Source organism: Gordonia sp. X0973 (assembly GCF_013348785.1).
Lineage (GTDB): Bacteria > Actinomycetota > Actinomycetes > Mycobacteriales > Mycobacteriaceae > Gordonia.
This window is the reverse complement of sequence record NZ_CP054691.1, coordinates 849,414-866,648: the sequence shown is the minus strand read 5'-3', so window position 1 is coordinate 866,648 and position 17,235 is coordinate 849,414. Positions and strand designations below refer to the sequence as shown.

At 68.7% G+C, this 17,235-nt stretch carries 15 protein-coding genes; 6 read left to right on the top strand and 9 right to left on the bottom strand.

What is annotated here, in order from left to right:
* Position 1 precedes the first annotated feature (1 nt).
* From rsmA to HUN08_RS04215, 7 genes are all read right to left on the bottom strand, one after another.
* Positions 2-895, bottom strand: a complete 894-nt coding sequence (rsmA, locus tag HUN08_RS04245) for a 16S rRNA (adenine(1518)-N(6)/adenine(1519)-N(6))-dimethyltransferase RsmA (RefSeq protein WP_124248961.1) — start codon at positions 893-895, stop codon at positions 2-4.
* Entirely contained in the window at positions 859-2,013 is a 1,155-nt protein-coding gene (locus HUN08_RS04240) for a resuscitation-promoting factor (protein ID WP_124248941.1), read from the bottom strand. Before HUN08_RS04240 ends, rsmA begins: the two co-directional genes overlap by 37 nt.
* 111 nt (positions 2,014-2,124) lie before the next feature.
* A complete protein-coding gene (locus tag HUN08_RS04235) occupies positions 2,125-3,009 on the bottom strand; it encodes a TatD family hydrolase (protein ID WP_124248962.1) in 885 nt (294 codons plus the stop codon).
* Positions 2,958-3,794 carry a PhzF family phenazine biosynthesis protein gene (locus HUN08_RS04230; RefSeq protein WP_124248942.1) on the bottom strand — a complete coding sequence of 279 codons (837 nt, stop codon included), beginning with the start codon at positions 3,792-3,794 and terminating at the stop codon, positions 2,958-2,960. The genes HUN08_RS04235 and HUN08_RS04230 overlap by 52 nt, the downstream gene beginning before the upstream one ends.
* Before the next feature lie 26 nt (positions 3,795-3,820).
* Positions 3,821-4,603 (bottom strand): ABC transporter permease, encoded by a 783-nt coding sequence (locus HUN08_RS04225; RefSeq protein ID WP_124248943.1) that lies wholly within the window; start codon positions 4,601-4,603, stop codon positions 3,821-3,823.
* Positions 4,600-5,334, bottom strand: a complete 735-nt coding sequence (locus HUN08_RS04220; protein ID WP_124248944.1) for an ABC transporter ATP-binding protein — start codon at positions 5,332-5,334, stop codon at positions 4,600-4,602. The genes HUN08_RS04225 and HUN08_RS04220 overlap by 4 nt, the downstream gene beginning before the upstream one ends.
* Entirely contained in the window at positions 5,331-5,804 is a 474-nt protein-coding gene (locus HUN08_RS04215; RefSeq protein WP_124248945.1) for a hypothetical protein, read from the bottom strand. The genes HUN08_RS04220 and HUN08_RS04215 overlap by 4 nt, the downstream gene beginning before the upstream one ends.
* A gap of 126 nt (positions 5,805-5,930) precedes the next feature.
* Between HUN08_RS04215 and HUN08_RS04210 the strand changes: the two genes are divergently transcribed.
* The 5 genes from HUN08_RS04210 (at position 5,931) to HUN08_RS04190 (ending at position 13,066) form a co-directional block, all read left to right on the top strand.
* Complete coding sequence (locus HUN08_RS04210) at positions 5,931-6,716, top strand: beta-phosphoglucomutase family hydrolase (RefSeq protein ID WP_124248946.1); 786 nt, start codon at positions 5,931-5,933, stop codon at positions 6,714-6,716.
* Positions 6,713-9,085, top strand: a complete 2,373-nt coding sequence (locus HUN08_RS04205; RefSeq protein ID WP_301546882.1) for a glycoside hydrolase family 65 protein — start codon at positions 6,713-6,715, stop codon at positions 9,083-9,085. The genes HUN08_RS04210 and HUN08_RS04205 overlap by 4 nt, the downstream gene beginning before the upstream one ends.
* A 26-nt stretch (positions 9,086-9,111) precedes the next feature.
* Complete coding sequence (gene metG / locus HUN08_RS04200; protein WP_124248947.1) at positions 9,112-10,677, top strand: methionine--tRNA ligase; 1,566 nt, start codon at positions 9,112-9,114, stop codon at positions 10,675-10,677.
* A gap of 7 nt (positions 10,678-10,684) precedes the next feature.
* The gene (locus HUN08_RS04195; RefSeq protein WP_124248948.1) at positions 10,685-12,019 is read left to right on the top strand and encodes an aminodeoxychorismate synthase component I; all 1,335 of its coding nucleotides are present in this window, start codon (positions 10,685-10,687) and stop codon (positions 12,017-12,019) included.
* 72 nt (positions 12,020-12,091) lie between these two features.
* On the top strand, positions 12,092-13,066 hold the full coding sequence (locus tag HUN08_RS04190; RefSeq protein ID WP_124248949.1) for a hypothetical protein: 975 nt from the start codon (positions 12,092-12,094) through the stop codon (positions 13,064-13,066).
* Here the strand turns inward: HUN08_RS04190 and rsmI are convergent.
* Positions 13,063-13,899, bottom strand: a complete 837-nt coding sequence (gene rsmI / locus HUN08_RS04185) for a 16S rRNA (cytidine(1402)-2'-O)-methyltransferase (RefSeq protein WP_124248950.1) — start codon at positions 13,897-13,899, stop codon at positions 13,063-13,065. The genes HUN08_RS04190 and rsmI overlap by 4 nt on opposite strands.
* 34 nt (positions 13,900-13,933) lie before the next feature.
* Here rsmI and HUN08_RS04180 point away from each other — a divergent pair, with 34 nt between their 5' ends.
* Positions 13,934-15,538, top strand: a complete 1,605-nt coding sequence (locus HUN08_RS04180; protein WP_301546881.1) for a dolichyl-phosphate-mannose--protein mannosyltransferase — start codon at positions 13,934-13,936, stop codon at positions 15,536-15,538.
* A gap of 37 nt (positions 15,539-15,575) precedes the next feature.
* On the opposite strand, the gene HUN08_RS04175 is transcribed toward HUN08_RS04180, so the two are convergent.
* Positions 15,576-17,171 carry a BCCT family transporter gene (locus HUN08_RS04175; protein ID WP_301546964.1) on the bottom strand — a complete coding sequence of 532 codons (1,596 nt, stop codon included), beginning with the start codon at positions 17,169-17,171 and terminating at the stop codon, positions 15,576-15,578.
* Positions 17,172-17,235: the final 64 nt, after the last annotated feature.

Below are 17,235 nucleotides of genomic sequence, written 5' to 3'. Positions count from 1 at the left end.
GTCAGGGTAGTGCAGTGGCGGCGAGCGCGACGAAGTCCGCGACGTCGAGACGCTCACCGCGGGCCGACGGGTCGATCCCCGCCGCCCGCAATCGCACCTCGGCCTGCGCCGGGGAGCCCGCCCACCCCGCCAATGCGGCCCGCAGCGTCTTGCGACGCTGCGCGAAGGCGGCGTCGATCACGGCGAAGACCTGCTCGCGGGTCGCCGTGTCGCGCGGATAGGCGTCGGTCCGATCGATGCGGACCAGTCCGGACTCGACCTTCGGCTCGGGCCAGAACACATTGCGGCCCACCGATCCGGCGCGCGACACGTCGCCGAAGTAGCGGGCTTTGACGCTGGGCACCCCGTAGACGCGGCCGCCCGGTCCGGCGGCGAGGCGGTCGGCCACCTCCGCCTGCACCATGACCAGCGCGGTGCGCAACGATGGCACCTCCGACATCAGGTGCAGCAGAACGGGGACGGCGACGTTGTAGGGCAGGTTCGCGACCAGCGCGGTGGGCTCGCCGCTCAACTCGTCGGCGGTGATACGCAGGGCGTCGGCCAGGTGGACCTGAAACGAATCCCGTTGCGCCGGTGCGTATTCGGCGATCGTCTCGGGCAGCCGGGCGGCGAGGACGGGATCGATCTCGACGGCCTCGACCGAGCCCGCGGCCCCCAGGAGCGCGAGGGTCAGCGACCCCAGGCCCGGCCCCACCTCGAGGACGTGGTCGTCGGGGCCGACGCCGGCCGTCGCGACGATGCGCCGCACCGTGTTGGCGTCGTGGACGAAGTTCTGTCCGAGCGTCTTGGTCGGCCGCACGCCCAATTCGGCGGCGAGCCCGCGAATCTGGGCGGGACCCAGAAGTCGCGGCTGATCGCTCAGCGCAGGCCCAGACGCGACGAGCAGGCGGGCCAGGCTCCCCAGCCCTGCGCGGCCAAGGTCTTCTTGGCGATGTCGATCTGCTCCTCGCGGGTGGCGAGGTCGGCGCGCGGCGCGTACTTGCCGCCGCCCCAGCGCAGCCAGGTACCGGCGTCGAACTGCACGCCGCCGTAGAAACCGTTGCCGGTGTTGATGGCCCAGTTCCCGGTCGCCTCGCACTGCGCGAGCTGATCCCAGACCGACCCCGGCGGGACGTAGGGGGCACCGGGCTTCGAGCCGACGCGCACCGTGGCGGGAACCGGCTTGACCAGGTCCTGCTCGGTCAGCTTGGTCCGCTTGATCTCTTTACCGTTGACGACGGTGACCGCGTAGGTGATCCGCGCCTGACCGGGCTTGCCCGGCTTCTCGACGACCTTGCGACCGGAAATCAGATTCGGATCCTTCTTCGCGATCTCCGGCGCGGCGACGTTCTCGACGCGAGTCGACTCCGCGGTGCGGATCCGGGTCACCGTGATCTTCATGTCCTTGGTCACCGGCGTGTTCGCGGCGGGCACGACCTTGTCGGTCGGCGCCAGCGGCTTGCCGGTGCGGGCGAGCAGCTCGCCGACGGTCTGCGCACCCATGACCGGGCGCCACGACACCGTGCCGTCGGTCAGGTTGACCGGCACCGGCGGCGTCACCGCCACCACCGCGCCGGTCAGCGGCAGGGTGGTGAGGGTGGAGGGCGTCGAGGCATTGGCCATGTTCTGCTCGGCGAGCAGCTCGTCGACGGTCGAGGCCGTCGTGATGATCGTGCGCTTCTCGCCGCCGACGTCGAGGGTGACCGTCTTGTGGCGCTTGTAGGTGATGGTCTGGCCGTCGTGGAGCTTCGATCCCCCGGCCGGCGACACGACGTCCTCGTTGACCGGGTGGTAGCCCTGCGACCGCAGCACGGTGTCCACCGAGTAGGCCATCGTCGACACCTGCCGCGACTGGCCGTCGACGTCGAGCGTGACGGTCTTGTGCGAGGCGAGGCCGACGATGCCGCCCGCGGCCAGCGTCGCCAACACGGCTCCCACCGCGAGGCGCGGCCGCATCGACCGCGACCGGTTCAGTGTGCTGAGCACGGTCGAGGACCGTGCGTCGTCCTGGTGGCGGCTCACGTTGTGTGTCATCGGGGGCTGTTTCCTGCTGGTCGACTCCGGATTGCGCCCGCCGACACGCCGACGGACCGCCCATTCGAGCTGGGCATGTCACAGAATGGTATCGAATGGGCGACTTTTCAGCTAGCCGATGTGATAAATCCGACGAGCGTTGTCGCCGAGCAGGGCCGCCATCTCCTCGTCGGATACGCCGCGCAGCCCGGCCAGGAATCGCGCCGTGTACGGCAGGCAGTAGGACTCGTTGCGGGCTCCACGATACGGGTGCGGCGTCAGGAAGGGTGCATCGGTCTCGACGAGGATCTGCTCGTCGGGGACGAGCAGGGCGGCCTCCTGCAAGGACGCGGCATTGGTGAAGGTGACGGTCCCGGAGAAGCTCAGGAAATACCCCGCGTCGACGCATTCCCGGGCGATCGCCGCGTCGCCGGAGAAGCAGTGCATGATCACCGTCTCCGGGGCGCCGGCGTCGGCGAGGATGTCCAGCAGGTCGCGGTCGGCCTCGCGGTTGTGGATCATCAGCGGCTTGCCGACCCGCTTGGCCAGGTCGATATGCCACCGGAACGCCCGCTCCTGCACCTGCGGCGGGGCACAGTCCTCCGATCGCGACGGCCAGTAGTAGTCCAGGCCGGTCTCGCCGACGGCCACGACGCGGGGATGGGTCGCCATCTGTTCCAGCTCGGCCGCCGATTCGTCGTCGAGGTCGCCGGCGTGCATCGGGTGCAACGCGACCGCCGCGTAGCAGCGGCCGTCCCACTCGGCCGCGGCCACGGCCCACCGGGCGTCGACCATGTCGTCGGCGACGGTCACCACCTGGTCGATGCCGACCGCGGCCGCTCGGTCGAGGATCGCCGTCACCGCATCCGCGTCCCGGCCGCCGCAGGCCGCGAGGTGGGTGTGGGCGTCGACGAGTCCCGGCAGCGGCGCGGGATCCGGCGGCGGCTCGCGCCGCGACTTCTTGCTCACAGCTCGACCGTCCCGGACACCACCGTCACCGATTGGCCGCCGATCCAGATGTCGGTGTCGTCGTCGTGGACGAAGACGCGCCCGGCCCGCCCCAACGCGGTGCCCTGCGACGCGACGTACCGGCTCGGCACGTGTCCGGCTGCGCGCAACCACTTGGCCAATCCGGCGTTGAGGCTGCCGGTGACCGGGTCCTCCGGCACGCCGACCCCGGGGGCGAAGGCGCGCACCTCGACCGCGGCCCCGTCCGGGCCGCCGCCGTCCGGGTAGGCGCCAACGACCCCGACCATCAGCGCGCCGAGCGACTCGTTGTCGGGCCGCAGGTCGAGCACGTCCTGCGCCGACGCCAGGCGCACCCCGATCCAGGGCGGGCCGTTGTCCACCCAGTCGGCGCCGATCACCTGCTCGGGAGACAGGCGCAGCGCCGCGACGACCCGATCGAGGACGTGATCCTCCACCGGACCGCCGCGCCGCAGATCGGGGGCGGCGAAGGCGAGGCGCTCGCCGTCGCGGCGGATCTCGACGAGCCCGATCCCGCATTCCTGCACAATCTGGCGTCGCGTCGTCCCGGAGCGCTCCAACCAGGCATGGGCCGAGCCGAGGGTCGGGTGGCCGGCGAAGGGCAGTTCCCCGGTCGGGGTGAAGATGCGCAGGCGATAGTCGGCGGCTGGCTCGATCGGCGTTTGGACGAAGGTCGTCTCGGAGAGGTTGGTCCAGCGCGCGAAGGCCGCCATCGTGGCGTCGTCGAGCCCGTCGCCGTCGCACACCACCGCGACCGGGTTACCCGCGGTCGGCCGGTCCGTGAACACGTCGACCTGTGCGAAGGGACGCTGCATGTCCCCATCCTGGCACGGCGCAGACCTCAGTCGTCACGGACATCGGTCGCGTGCAGGCGATAGAGCCCCACGGCGAACACGATGAGCGCGACGCAACCGAAATACGCCATCGCACCGACCGGGCCGCCGAACGGGCTGTCGAAGGTCGGCGACTGACCGGCCCCGATCTCGCCGTTCTTGAACAGCGAGTACCGCTGCAGCGCGGTGCCGAAGTCGCCGCGGATGAACCCGACGCACACCTCGACCCCCCACCGCCACAACAGCAGGACCATGATCACGACCCCGGGACGCGGGATCAGCATGGCGATGCCGAGGGCCAACACGACGATGAGGACGGCCAGCACGGGCGTGCCGACGAGCAGGTGGATGCCGTCGGAATCGAGCGGGTCGACCCGATCCCAGACCTCCGGGAACACCTTGGGCAGCACCGCGAGGTTGATCAGCGTTGTCGCGAAGACGGTGAGGCCGGCGAGCCCGCCGAACACGATCAGTTTGGCGACGGGCAGTCGCCACCGCGCCGGGGCGATCTGGAACACCATCGGCGCGGTGTGGTCGCCGAACTCGCCGCAGTAGGAGGTGACCGCGCCGGCCATCAGGATGAAGGTCGAGAAGACGATGACCCAGTAGGCCGCGTTGTCGGTGTCCATCCCGCCGCGCCCGTTGATGACGTCGCGCTCCGCGGCGGCGGCGATCGCCCCGTTGATCAGCACCGGGATGACGACGGCCAGCGGCACGAGGGCGTACAGCACCGGGCTGCGCCAGGAGAGCTTGGCCAACTCCGCGCGCACCGAGCGGCGCAACCCGGTCACCGGTCCGCCCCGGTGGCGTATTCGACGCTGCCCCGGGTGATGTCCAGGTAGGCCGACTCGAGGCGGCGCGGGCCCTCGCCGCGGGCCAGCACCTCGTCGCGCGGGGTGCTCGACAGCACCCGCCCCTGGCCCATGATCACGATCCACGACGCGGTGATCTCCACCTCGGTGAGGCTGTGCGAGGCGACGAGCAGCGTCCGCCCCTGCGCGGTCAGCCGGCCGAAGAGGTCGCGCAGCCACAGCACCCCCTCCACGTCGAGCCCGTTCGCCGGCTCGTCCAGGACCAGCGTCGCGGGGTCGCCGAGCAGTGCCGAGGCGATGCCGAGCCGCTGCTGCATCCCGAGGGAGAACCCGCCCACGAGGCGATGCGCCGCGGCCCGCAGCCCGACGGCATCCAGCGCGGGGTGCACCCGGTCCTGGTCGATCCCCGCCAGCCGCGCCTGCCAGCGCAGATGCTGCAGCGCGGTATGCCTGGGGTGCCCGGCGCGTGCGTCGAGGGAGAACCCGACCTCGCGCTTCACGTCGTCGAGTTCGTGCAGGCGCCGGCCGTTGACGGTGATGGTGCCGGCGTCGGGCGACGCCAAGCCCGCGATCATCCGCATCAGCGTCGTCTTACCGGCGCCGTTCGGCCCGAGGAGGTAGGTCACCCCGCCCGGAGCCGCGGTGAAGGTGACGTCGTCGACGGCGGTCTTGTCGCCGAAGGACTTGGAGACCCCCGCTATCTCGATCAAACGAACTTGGCCGGCATGCCGTTGGCCGCGGCGTTGTGCTTCCAGTCGTACTTCCAGAGGCCGCCCTGCCGGACGTAGTAGTAGGTGAAGCTCTGCACCGGGAAGCCCGCCATGGAGCCCTGGAAGCGCGCGTTCATCGCGTTGCCGCTGACGTTCACCGCGACCACGTCGCCCTTCATCGAGAAGAAGTCGTGCTGGCGGGACTGGTCCATCATCCGCTGCAACTCGCCGCGGTTGGCCGCGCCGTTGACCGAGACCTCAAGCTTGGGCCCCATCGGCAGGCTCGGGTTCATGAAGGCGGCGAAGGAGCGCTTCACCGCGTCCTTCGACGGCTTGTCGGCGCGCAGGTAGAGGTCGGCGACGGTCGCGCTGCGGATGCTGGGCTCGGCCTGCGCGGCGGGGGCGCCGAGGGCGAGAGACATGAGGAGGACGAGAAGGGCGCCCAGAGCGGCGCGGATCGCAGTGGTCATGGCCACATCGTAAATTTGGTAGTTTGGTTAGTCAAACCTAAGTAAATGCTCTCGGGCGCTGGCGCCGGTCGAGATCACACCTTTCTCACCGCACGTCCCACCAGGGTTTCGCGTAGCGTGAATCCAATGTTGGGGCTGCCGGATTCCATCACCGTCGCACTCTTCGACCTCGACGGAGTGTTGACCGACACCGCGTCGGTGCACATGGCCGCGTGGACCGAGACCTTCAACGATTTCCTGGCGCACGCCGTCGATGACGAGGGGCACGCCCCCGCGCCGTTCACGCCGGCCGATTACCTCGCCCACGTCGACGGACGCCCCCGCGAGGACGGCATCAACGCCTTCCTCGCCGCGCGCCACATCACCGTCGACCGGGACACCGTCGAGAAGATCGCGGCGGAGAAGAACGCGAAGTTCCTCGCCATCCTGGACCGCGACGGGGTGCGCGCCTACCCCGATGCCGTCGCCTACCTGCACGCCGCGCGCGATGCCGGGCTGGGCATCGCCGTCGTCACGTCGTCGCGCAACGGCGGACCGGTGCTGACGGCCGCCGGGCTCAGCGAGTTCGTGACCAGACGCGTCGACGGCAACGACATCGTCGAGCGCGGGTTGGCGGGCAAACCGGCCCCGGACTCCTTCCTCCTGGGCGCGCAGCTGATGGGGGTCGGCCCGGCCGCGGCCGCCGTATTCGAGGACGCCGTGTCCGGGGTGGCCGCGGGGGCGGCCGGCGACTTCGCCGCCGTCGTCGGCGTCGACCGGACGACTGGCGCCGAGAGCGGGCCGCATTCGATTGAATCGGGCGCGCAGCCCAGCGCCCATGCGAAGGCCCTGGCCGGCGCGGGCGCGACCATCGTCGTGACCAGCCTCGACCAGTTGAGGACGGCACCCCCGGAGACAGGAGCAGACCAGTGACGCACCCGCACCCGGACCCTCAGGGCAAGCTGCGCGCACTGGGATTCGAAGTCGACCCGTGGAAGCTGCGGTGGAACGGGCTGCAGATGGACATCCTGCCCCGTACCGAGAGCCTGTTCGCCCTGTCCAACGGGCATATCGGCCTGCGCGGCACGTTCGAGGAGGGCGAGCCGACCGAACTGCCCGGCTCCTACCTCAACGGCTTCTACGAACTGCGCGAACTCCCCTATGCCGAATCCGGCTACGGCTATCCCGAATCCGGGCAGACGGTCGTGAACGTGACCGACGGGAAGATCATCCGGCTGCTCGTCGAGGACGAGCCGATGGATCTGCGCTACGGCACCACCGAGGAGCATTCGCGGACACTCGACTTCCGCACCGGCACCCTGCGCCGCAACACCGTGTGGACCTCGCCCACCGGGCGCAGCGTGCGCATCCGCTCCGAGCGCCTCGTCTCCTTCACCAAGCGCGCCATCGCCGCCATCCACTACGAGGTGGAGCCGTTGAGCGAGGACATGACCCTGGTCCTGCAATCCGACCTGCTGGCCAACGAACCGATCCCGGTGCCGGGCAACGACCCGCGCCTCGCGGCGGCACTCGACTCGCCGCTGGTCGCCGACATGGCCGACTGTCGTGGCTACTCCGCGGTTCTGGCCCACCACACCCGGCGTTCCGAGCTGCACATGGCCGCCGGGATGGACCACACCCTCGACCTGCCCGACGACGCGCAGACCTCCATCCGCGCCGACGGCGACCTGGCCCGCCTGACCATCTCCACCGACGTCAAACGCGGGCACAAGCTGAGCCTGACCAAGTACATCGGCTACGGCTGGTCGGCCCGCCGGTCGGTGCCGGCGCTGCGCGCCCAGGTCGAGGCGGCGCTCGCGCTCGCCGTCGACACCGGGTGGGACAAATTGGCCGCCGAACAGGCCGCCTACCTCGACGACTTCTGGCATGACGCCGACATCGAGCTCGTCGGCGACCCGGAGCTGCAGCAGGCCGTGCGCTTCGCGCTCTTCCACGTCCTGCAGGCCGGTGCCCGCGGGGAATCGAGGGCCATCCCGGCGAAGGGGCTGACCGGTCCCGGTTACGACGGGCACGCCTTCTGGGACACGGAGAGCTTCGTCCTGCCGATGCTGACCTACACGCTGCCCGCCGCGGCCGGCGAGGAACTGCGCTGGCGGCACTCGACGATCGACAAGGCCAAGGCCCGCGCCGCCGAACTCGCCCAGCACGGCGCGATGTTCCCGTGGCGCTCGATCAACGGCGACGAGTGTTCGGGCTATTGGCCCGCCGGAACCGCCGGGGTCCACGTCAGCGCCGACATCGCCAACGCCGTCGCCCGCTACCTGAACGCGACGAACGACGAGCAGTTCGACGTGGAATGCGGCGTCGAGCTACTGGTCGAGACCGCGCGGCTCTTCGCCGACATGGGCCACTTCGACATGAGCGGCAAATTCCGGATCGACGGTGTGACCGGCCCCGACGAGTACACCGCCATCGTCAACAACAACGTGTTCACCAACCTCGCCGTGCAGCAGAACCTGCGCGACGCGGTGGCCGCCGTCCACCGCCAGCCCGACGTCGCCCGCGAACTGGGGGTCACCGACGAGGAGACGGCCCGCTGGGAGTCCTGCGCCGAGGCCATGACCATCCCGTACGACCATCAGCTGAACGTGCACCAGCAGTGCGAGTCGTTCACCCATCTGGGCCAATGGGACTTCGAGGCCTCGAAGGACAAATACCCGCTGCTGCTGAACTACCCCTACTACGACCTGTACCGCAAGCAGGTCGTCAAGCAGGCCGACCTCGTCTTCGCCATGTACACCCGCGGCGACGCCTTCGACGCCGACGCGAAGAAGCGCAACTTCGACTACTACTACCCGCTGACCGTGCGCGACTCGTCGCTGTCGGCGTGCTGCGAGGCCGTCGTCGCGGCCGAGGTCGGCTACCTCGACCTGGCCTACGACCTCATGTGCGAGTCGGTGTTCACCGATCTGCACGACCTGCACGCCAACGTCGGCTCCGGACTGCACATCGCGGCGCTGGCCGGGGCGTGGACCGACTGCGTCGCCGGATTCGGCGGGATGCGCGACTTCGACGGCAAGATCACCTTCGCCCCGCGGCTGCCGCAGCGCCTGGACTACATGTCCTTCCGCATGATCATCCGCGGCTCGTCGATCGTCGTCGCCGTCGGCCGCGACAACGCCACCTACCGCATCCTGTCGGGGCCGCCGATCACCCTGGCCCACCACGGCGAGGAATTCGTCCTCGACGGCGCGCCGGTGACGATGGCGATCCCGGAGCGCCCCTCGCTCGTCGCGCCGCACGCACCGCCGCACTGCGCGCCCTACAGTCGGCCCGAGTAGTTTCCACGGGTAATCTGACGGGCACTATGGCCAGTCACCCCAGCCACGGCGACAACCGTCCGTTCTACCTCACCACGGCGATCGCCTACCCCAACGGTGCCCCGCACATCGGGCACGCCTACGAGTACATCTCCGCCGACGCGCTCGCGCGCTTCAAGCGACTCGACGGCTTCGACGTCCGGTTCCTCACCGGCACCGACGTCCACGGGCAGAAGATGCAGCAGACCGCGCAGGCCGAGGGCATCGCTACCGCCGAGTTGGCCACCCGCAACTCCGACCGGTTCCAGGATCTGCAGGAGCGCCTGGGCTCGAGTTTCGACCGGTTCATCCGCACCTCCGACGACGACCATTTCCGCGCGTCCCAGGAGATCTGGAAGCGAATGGCCCGCAACGGCGACATCTACCTCGACAAATACTCGGGCTGGTACGACGTGCGCGACGAGACCTTCTACGCCGAGGCCGACACCACCGTCGGCGACGACGGGCAGCGGGTCGCGACCGATTCCGGGCACGTCGTCACGTGGACCGAGGAGGAGACCTACTTCTTCCGGCTCTCCGCCTACACCGAGAAGCTGCTGGCCCTCTACGAGAAGGATCCGGACTTCCTCGGCCCGGACACCCGGCGCAACGAGATCGTCAGCTTCCTGCGCGGCGGGCTGACCGACCTGTCCATCTCGCGCACCACCTTTGACTGGGGCGTGCCGGTCCCCGACCATCCCGACCACGTCATGTACGTGTGGGTCGACGCCCTGACGAACTATCTGACCGGCGTCGGCTTCCCCGACGACGCGGCCCTCTTCGACCGTTACTGGCCGGCCGACCTGCACGTCATCGGCAAGGACATCATCCGGTTCCACTGCATCTACTGGCCCGCCTTCCTGATGAGCGCCGGGATCGAGTTGCCCAAGCGGGTGTTCGCGCACGGCTTCCTGTTCAACAACGGGGAGAAGATGAGCAAGTCGGTGGGCAACGTCGTCGACCCGGTCGAGTTGATCGAGGCCTTCGGCCTCGACCCGGTGCGCTACTTCTTCCTCCGCGAGGTGTCCTACGGCCAGGACGGGTCGTACACGGCGGAGTCGATGGTCGCGCGGATCAACGCCGACCTGGCCAACGAATTCGGCAACCTCGCCCAGCGCACCGCGTCGATGATCGGCAAGTACTTCGACGGGGTGCTGCCCGCCCCCGGCGACTACACGGAGACCGACCGCGCCCTCCTGGAACGGGCCGACGGCCTGCTGCCCAAGGTGCGCGAACACTTCGACGCCCAGGCCCTGCACCTGGGACTCGAGGCGCTGTGGCAGACGCTCGCCGAGGCGAACCGCTACATCTCCGCGCAGGAACCGTGGAAGCTCGCCAAGACCGACCTCGAGCGCACCGTCACCGTCCTCTACGTCTGCGCGGAGGTGGTCCGCATCGTGGCGCTGCTCGCCCAGCCGGTGATGCCGACCTCCTGCGGCACCATCCTCGACCAGCTCGCCGTCCCGGCGCAGGCCCGCGACTTCACCGCCGCCGGGCTACGGCTGGTCCCCGGGACCGCACTGCCCAAGCCGACGCCCGTCTTCCCGCGCCTCGAGGCGCCCGCGCAGGACTGATCCGACGATGAGCCCCAGCGCGCTCGACGTGCTGGCGTCGTTGCACCGGCACACCAGCGCGGCGGGGATCGCGCCGCCGGCGGCGCTCATCGGCTCCTGGCTCGACGCGGATGCCGTCATCGCGCCGTCCCTCGAAGTGGTCGACGGTTGCGCGCCCCCCGACCGGCCGGATCGATTCTGGTTGGGGCAGATGAGTTTTCCCGTCGGCGCGGGCTCGTTCCCAACGGTCGCCGGCGGTCTCACCGACGCCGTGCTGCTCCTGCGCGACGGGAAATGGACCTACCTCGACGTGACCGGTTCCCCCTGCCCCGACTGGGTCACGGATGCGTTGGCCCGGCCACGAGCCGACGACGCACGACAGTCGGGTGCCGACAAAGCACGCCAGTCGAGTGCCGACAAAGCAGGACGGTCGAGTGCCGACGAAGCACGGTGGTCGAGTGCCGACGAAACACGGTGGTCAACTGCCGACGAAGCACGGTGGTCGAGTGCCGACGAGGCGCTAGCCGAGTCGGTGTATCGAGACCCCGCACCCGTTTCAGCACGCTGGCAAACACCCACGCCGATTCGCCGGGCCGACCACCGTCGGGCGGTCCTCGACGCCCTCGACGCGATCGCGGCGGGCGAGATCTACCAGGTGTGCGTCTGCACGCGGCTCGACGGGAAGCTCGACGGCGACCCGCTGGCCTTCTTCAGCACCGTTGCCGCCGCCACCGCCCCGGCGAAAGCGGCCTTCCTGCAAGGGGACTGGGGCACCATCGCGAGCTTCTCACCGGAATCCTTCCTGCGCCGCCGCGGCGAGGAGGTCACCTCGTCGCCGATCAAGGGCACCCTGCCGGCGCACGGCGACCCGCGCGACCTCGCCATGTCGACCAAGGACGTCGCCGAGAACGTGATGATCGTCGACCTCGTGCGCAACGACCTGGGCCGGGTGGCGACGGTCGGCTCGGTGACCGTGCCGGAGCTGTTGACCGTCGTCGGCGCACCGGGCGTCTGGCATCTGGTCTCGACGGTGCGCGCCGAACTCGACGACACCGTCGGCAACGACGCGCTGCTGGCCGCGACCTTCCCGCCCGCCTCGGTCACCGGTACCCCGAAGATCCGGGCCGCCGAACTCATCGGGCAGTGGGAGTCCCTGCCGCGCGGCGTCTACTGCGGAGCCATCGGCGTCGCCGGGCCCGATCACGCGCTGGACCTCTCGGTGGCCATCCGCACCGTGGAGATCGATCCCGACGGCACCATGCGCCTCGGTGTCGGGGGCGGCATCACCATGGACTCCGATCCCGACCGCGAATGGCAGGAATGCCTGGACAAGGCCGCCGCGATCTTGTCAGCGCTCCGATAGACAAAGAATTCTCTTGACCAAGTGGGCAGGGATCAAGCAGCATCGTACTTCCACCGTAAGGAAGCTTAAAACATGAACGAATCTGATGAATTTCTCGACGCCTATATCACGGCAACCAATTGGACTGCCCTCGCCACCGAGGCCAGCGCCCTAATTGCGCAAGCGATCTCGTTTCAGCAAGGCTATGAGCCGGATGGTGACATCGCCGAACTCAATCGCGAGTGGCGCACGGAAAGCATTCCGAATCCAGTGACGGTGTACCACGAGACGTACCGCGCCCTACTGCAAGGAATCGGCGATCTCATGATCGGTTTGCGGCCAGCACTCCAGATCGGCAGCCTGCCACTGCTAGTTACCACGGCCGCACTGACACGCTCAGTATGTGAGTACTCGTCGAGAATCCTATACGTCGCCGATCACGAACAGCCACTGGAAGTACGGCTCGGCCGCATGGGGTCGATGCTATATAGCGGGTTCGATAGTGCAGGAGGCCGGAATCCCCGATCGCCCGACAACATGCGAACGACGGCAGAGGAATTTTATGATTGGTATGCGACAACGAATCCTCGTCTCCAGGGTGGCCGACAATTCGACCCATCGGAGGAGACCTTTGCCAAGACCCTCGGCAAGGTATACCAGTCGAACATGTATCGATTGATCAGCGACTACACCCACGGCAATGGGGCCGCAATTCTGGCGATCCATCAGGCCACGAACAACGGACGCCTCCTGGCATTGAGGCGATACGTGGCTGCCAACTCAGTCAGCAGGGTGTTCTATGCCTTAGATTGCGCCTTTCTAGCTTCACGAACAGCGCTGCACTTCACTGATCCAACCGACACTCGCACGGTCTCAGATATTCTCGACTATCTTAATCTCGATTCCGAGTTCACGTCATTGACCCCGACCGATCTGCTAGCTCTCGCAGAGTCTGAAACACAGCAAGCGAAAGCCAATTGGGCGGTATCAATTGACGCGCTCCAACGAGACGACGATGACGAGAACCAACGGGACGACGATGACGAGAACCAACGGGACAATAATTAGCGGGCGTCGAGCGCGGCCTCGTAGAGCTCCCGCTTGGACGTCCCAGTCTCGGTCGCGACCTGCGCACATGCATCTTTGAGGCGCATCCCCTCGTCGACGAGGGATTGCACCCGCCCGACGAGGTCTTCGGCCTGGGGCGCCACCACATCCCCCGGCGCGAGGACGACAGTGATCTCGCCCTTCACCCCGTCGGCCGCCCAGCGCGCCACCTCCGCGAGGCCGCCGCGCCGCACCTCCTCGTAGGTCTTGGTCAGCTCGCGGCACACCGCGACGCGACGATCGGGACCGAGCACCTCCGCCGCGTCGGCGAGGGTGTCGGCGAGCCGGTGCGGCGAGTCGAAGAAGACGACGGTCCGCGGCTCGGCCACCAGCTGCGCCAGCCACGTGCGGCGGGCACCGGATTTGCGCGGGGCGAAGCCGTCGAAGCAGAAGCGCTCGCACGGCAGCCCGGAAACCGCCAGTGCCGTCGTCACCGCCGACGGCCCGGGCAGGCAGGTGATCGGCAGATCCTTCTCGGCACACGCCGCGACCAGCCGGAATCCCGGATCGCTCACCGACGGCATCCCGGCGTCGGTGACGACCAGGACGGTCTGGCCCGTCTCGATCGCCTCGACCAGACCGGGGGTGCGCGCGGCCTCCACCTGGTCGTAGTAGCTGATCAGCTTGCCCGCGATGCCCACGCCGAGCCCGGCGGCCAGCGCGCGGGTGCGCCTGGTGTCCTCGGCCGCAACGATGTCGGCGCTGCCCAGCGCGGCCCGCAGGCGCGGTGATGCGTCGTCGTATTGCCCCATCGGCGTCGCCGCCAGCACCAGCTTGCCGAGATGGTCACTCATGGTTGACCAGCTTAGGGGCACTACTATCGGGCGGGTGACGACCGCCGACCCCAGTGCCACCAGCAGCTGGCTCGTCGTCGATCATCCACTCACCTCCGCGGCCGCCGAGGATCTCGGCCGTCGGCCGGGCAAGGCGATTCCCGACGCGGTATTCGGCGCCGACGACCGACGCTTCGGCCTTCTCGTCGGGCTCGTCATCACCCTGCTGGCGGCGATCACCCGGTTCTGGGACCTCACCCAACCCACCGACAAGGGCACGCCCGTCTTCGACGAGAAGCACTACGTGCCGCAGGCATGGCAGGTTCTGACCGGTGGGAACTGGATCGAGGACAACCCCGCCTACGGTCTCGTCGTCCACCCGCCCGTCGGCAAGTGGGTCCTAGCCCTGGGCGAGGCGGTCTTCGGCTACGGCCCGCTGGGCTGGCGGATCATGCCGGCGCTGTGCGGTATCGGCATCGTCGTGATGGTCTACTGCGTCGCCCGACGGATGGCCCGCTCGACCTTGGTCGGGGCCGTCGCCGGTCTGCTCGCCATCTGCGACGGCGTGCTGTTCGTCCAATCCCGCCTGGGGATGCTCGACATCGTCCAGACCTTCTTCGTCGTCGCGGCCTTCACCGCGTTGATCTGCGACCGCGACCAGATGCGCCGACGCCTCGATACCGCGTACTCCGACGGCATCGCACACCTGTCCCCCTACGGTCCCCGGTTCGGCTTCCGCTGGTACCGCTTCACGGCCGGCGTGATGCTCGGATTGGCCTGCGGGACGAAGTGGTCGGGCATCTACTTCGTCATCGCGTTCACCCTGATGTCGCTCGCGTTCGACGTCGCCGCGCGCCGCGCATACGGCATCACCCGCCCCTGGCGCGGAGTCGCGGTGCGCGACGTCCTTCCGTCGACGCTGAGTCTCGCGGTCATGCCGGTGGCGATCTATCTCGCGACCTTCATCCCCTGGTTCGCCTCGGAGACCTCGGTCTACCGCTACCAGGCGCAGGCGTCCACGACGGGCGTGCTGGGCTGGATCCCGCCGGCGTGGCGCTCGCTGTGGCACTACCAGTCGGGGATCCTCAAGTTCCACGAAGGGTTGACCAATTCGGCAGGCAACCATCATCCGTGGGAGTCGAAACCGTGGACGTGGCCGATGGGGCTGCGCCCGATGCTGTACGCGATCCAGACCGGGCCGGATCGCTGCGGCGACGGCGAGTGCTCCCGGGTGCAGATGCTGATCGGGACACCGGCCATCTGGTGGTTCGCCCTGCCGGTACTGGCCTGGTCGTTGTGGTCCTTCGTCGGCCGCCGCGACTGGCGCTACGGCGCCGCCCTCGTCGGCTACGGCGCGGCGTTCGCCCCGTGGTTCGCCAACATCGACCGCCAGATGTACTACTTCTACGCGACGACGATGGCGCCCTTCCTGATGATCCTCACGGCGCTGTGCCTCGGCGACATCCTGCACCGCGCGGGCCACTTCCCCCGCCGCGCGGACGGCTCGCCGCCCGACCGACAGTTCCTCGTCGTCGGCTTCGTCGCCGTGTACCTGGCGCTGGTGATCGTCAACTTCGCGTGGTTGTGGCCGGTGCTGACCGGCGTCCCGATCACCAGGGAGCATTGGCACGCCGAGATCTGGCTACCCAGCTGGGCCTGATCGCGCTCGGGCCTGATCGCGCTGGGGCCTGATCGCGCTACGGCCGCTGCATCAACGGATCACGGCGGATGTCGCGGACGAAGGACACGCACAGGGCGATCATCACGACGACGAACGGGAGCGCGGCCAGAATCGCCATCTGTTTGACCGCGGTCAGCCCGTCGGCACTCCCGTCGTCGCCTCCCCCGACGGTCAGCAGCAGGATCGCGACGCCGCCGGTCAACACGCCCCAGAAGACGGTGAGCGCACGCCGGGGCTCGTGGGCGCCGCGCTGGCTCAGCGTGCCCATCACCAGCGACGCGGAGTCGGCACCGGAGACGAAGAAGATCGCGACGAGCAGCATGACCAGTAGCGACGCTATGCCGGTCAGCGGCAGGTGATCGAGGACGTGGAACAGCAGATCCTCCTCGTCGCCGGAGTTTCCCACCTTGTAGCCGGCCCCCTCGTTCTGCTGCCGGATGGCGGTGCCGCCGAAGACGGAGAACCACACCAGCGAGACGGCCGTCGGGACCACCATCACGCCGATCACGAACTCCCGGATGGTGCGGCCGCGGCTGATCTTCGCCAGGAACATCCCGACGAACGGCGTCCAGGAGACCCACCACGCCCAGTAGAAGATGGTCTGGCTCGCCAGCCATTGCTCCCCCGCCGCGTCGACCGTGGCCGACGACCGCGCGGCCAGCGCGGTGATCTGGTCGAAGTAGGAACCGAGGGCGGTCGGCATGACGTTGAGCAGGAAGACGGTGGGACCGACGACGAAGACGAAGACCGCCAACACCAGGGCCAGCACCATGTTGATATTCGACAACCACTGGATGCCCTTGGCCACCCCGGAAACGGCCGACGCGACGAAACAGGCGGTCAACACCGCGACGATCCCGACCACCAGCATCTTCGACGGGCTGTCGACCCATTTGACGGCTTGCAGACCGGACCCGATTTGCAGCGCGCCGAGCCCCAGCGACGCGACGGTGCCGAACAGCGTCGCGAAGATCGCCAGCCCGTCGATCACCTTGCCCGCCGCGCCGTTGGCGCGTCGCGTGCCGAGCAGCGGGGCGAACGCGGCCGAGAGCAGCTGGCCGCGCCCCATCCGATAGGTCGAATAGCCCAGTGCCATCCCGACGACGGCATACATGGCCCACGGGTGGAATCCCCAGTGGAACATCGTGGTGGCCATCGCCGTCGGCAGATGGTTCGCCGGGGTTCCCGGCGGCGACTTGAGCAGCGCGCCGGGCGGTTCCTGCAGGTAGTGCAAGAGCGGTTCGTAGGCGCCGAAGAACATCAGGCCGATCCCCATGCCGGCGGAGAACATCATCGCGATCCAGCTGACGGTGCGGTACTCCGGCTTCTCCCCGTCGCGCCCGAGCGGGATCCGGCCGTACCGGGTGCAGGCGATGACCACCACGAAGATGACGAATCCGCTTGCGGAGGTGAGGTACAGCCACCCCATGTTGTCGGTCACCCACGTCATCGCCGACGAGGTGGCGACGCGCATCGAATGCGGTGCGGCGATGCCCCATACGACGAAGGCGGCGACGACCGCCGCGGTCGCCCCCAGGATCGCCCGATCGATCCGCGGGGCGGGTTCGGCATCGTCGCCGACGGGGTCTGCTAGTTCTCCTGAGTTCTGCAAATGGTCGGTTTCCACGGCCCAACGATAAGCACAGAACCCGCCGTCGCAGGCGCGATTCGGTGTC

What these genes read in the sequence shown, in the direction of transcription:
- HUN08_RS04240 (WP_124248941.1), bottom strand. Translation starts at nt 2,013, where the DNA reads ATGACACACAACGTGAGCCGCCACCAGGACGACGCACGGTCCTCGACC.
- metG (WP_124248947.1), top strand. Translation starts at nt 9,112, where the DNA reads ATGGCCAGTCACCCCAGCCACGGCGACAACCGTCCGTTCTACCTCACC.
- HUN08_RS04210 (WP_124248946.1), top strand. Translation starts at nt 5,931, where the DNA reads ATGTTGGGGCTGCCGGATTCCATCACCGTCGCACTCTTCGACCTCGAC.
- HUN08_RS04195 (WP_124248948.1), top strand. Translation starts at nt 10,685, where the DNA reads ATGAGCCCCAGCGCGCTCGACGTGCTGGCGTCGTTGCACCGGCACACC.
- HUN08_RS04215 (WP_124248945.1), bottom strand. Translation starts at nt 5,804, where the DNA reads ATGACCACTGCGATCCGCGCCGCTCTGGGCGCCCTTCTCGTCCTCCTC.
- rsmI (WP_124248950.1), bottom strand. Translation starts at nt 13,899, where the DNA reads ATGAGTGACCATCTCGGCAAGCTGGTGCTGGCGGCGACGCCGATGGGG.
- HUN08_RS04230 (WP_124248942.1), bottom strand. Translation starts at nt 3,794, where the DNA reads ATGCAGCGTCCCTTCGCACAGGTCGACGTGTTCACGGACCGGCCGACC.
- HUN08_RS04190 (WP_124248949.1), top strand. Translation starts at nt 12,092, where the DNA reads ATGAACGAATCTGATGAATTTCTCGACGCCTATATCACGGCAACCAAT.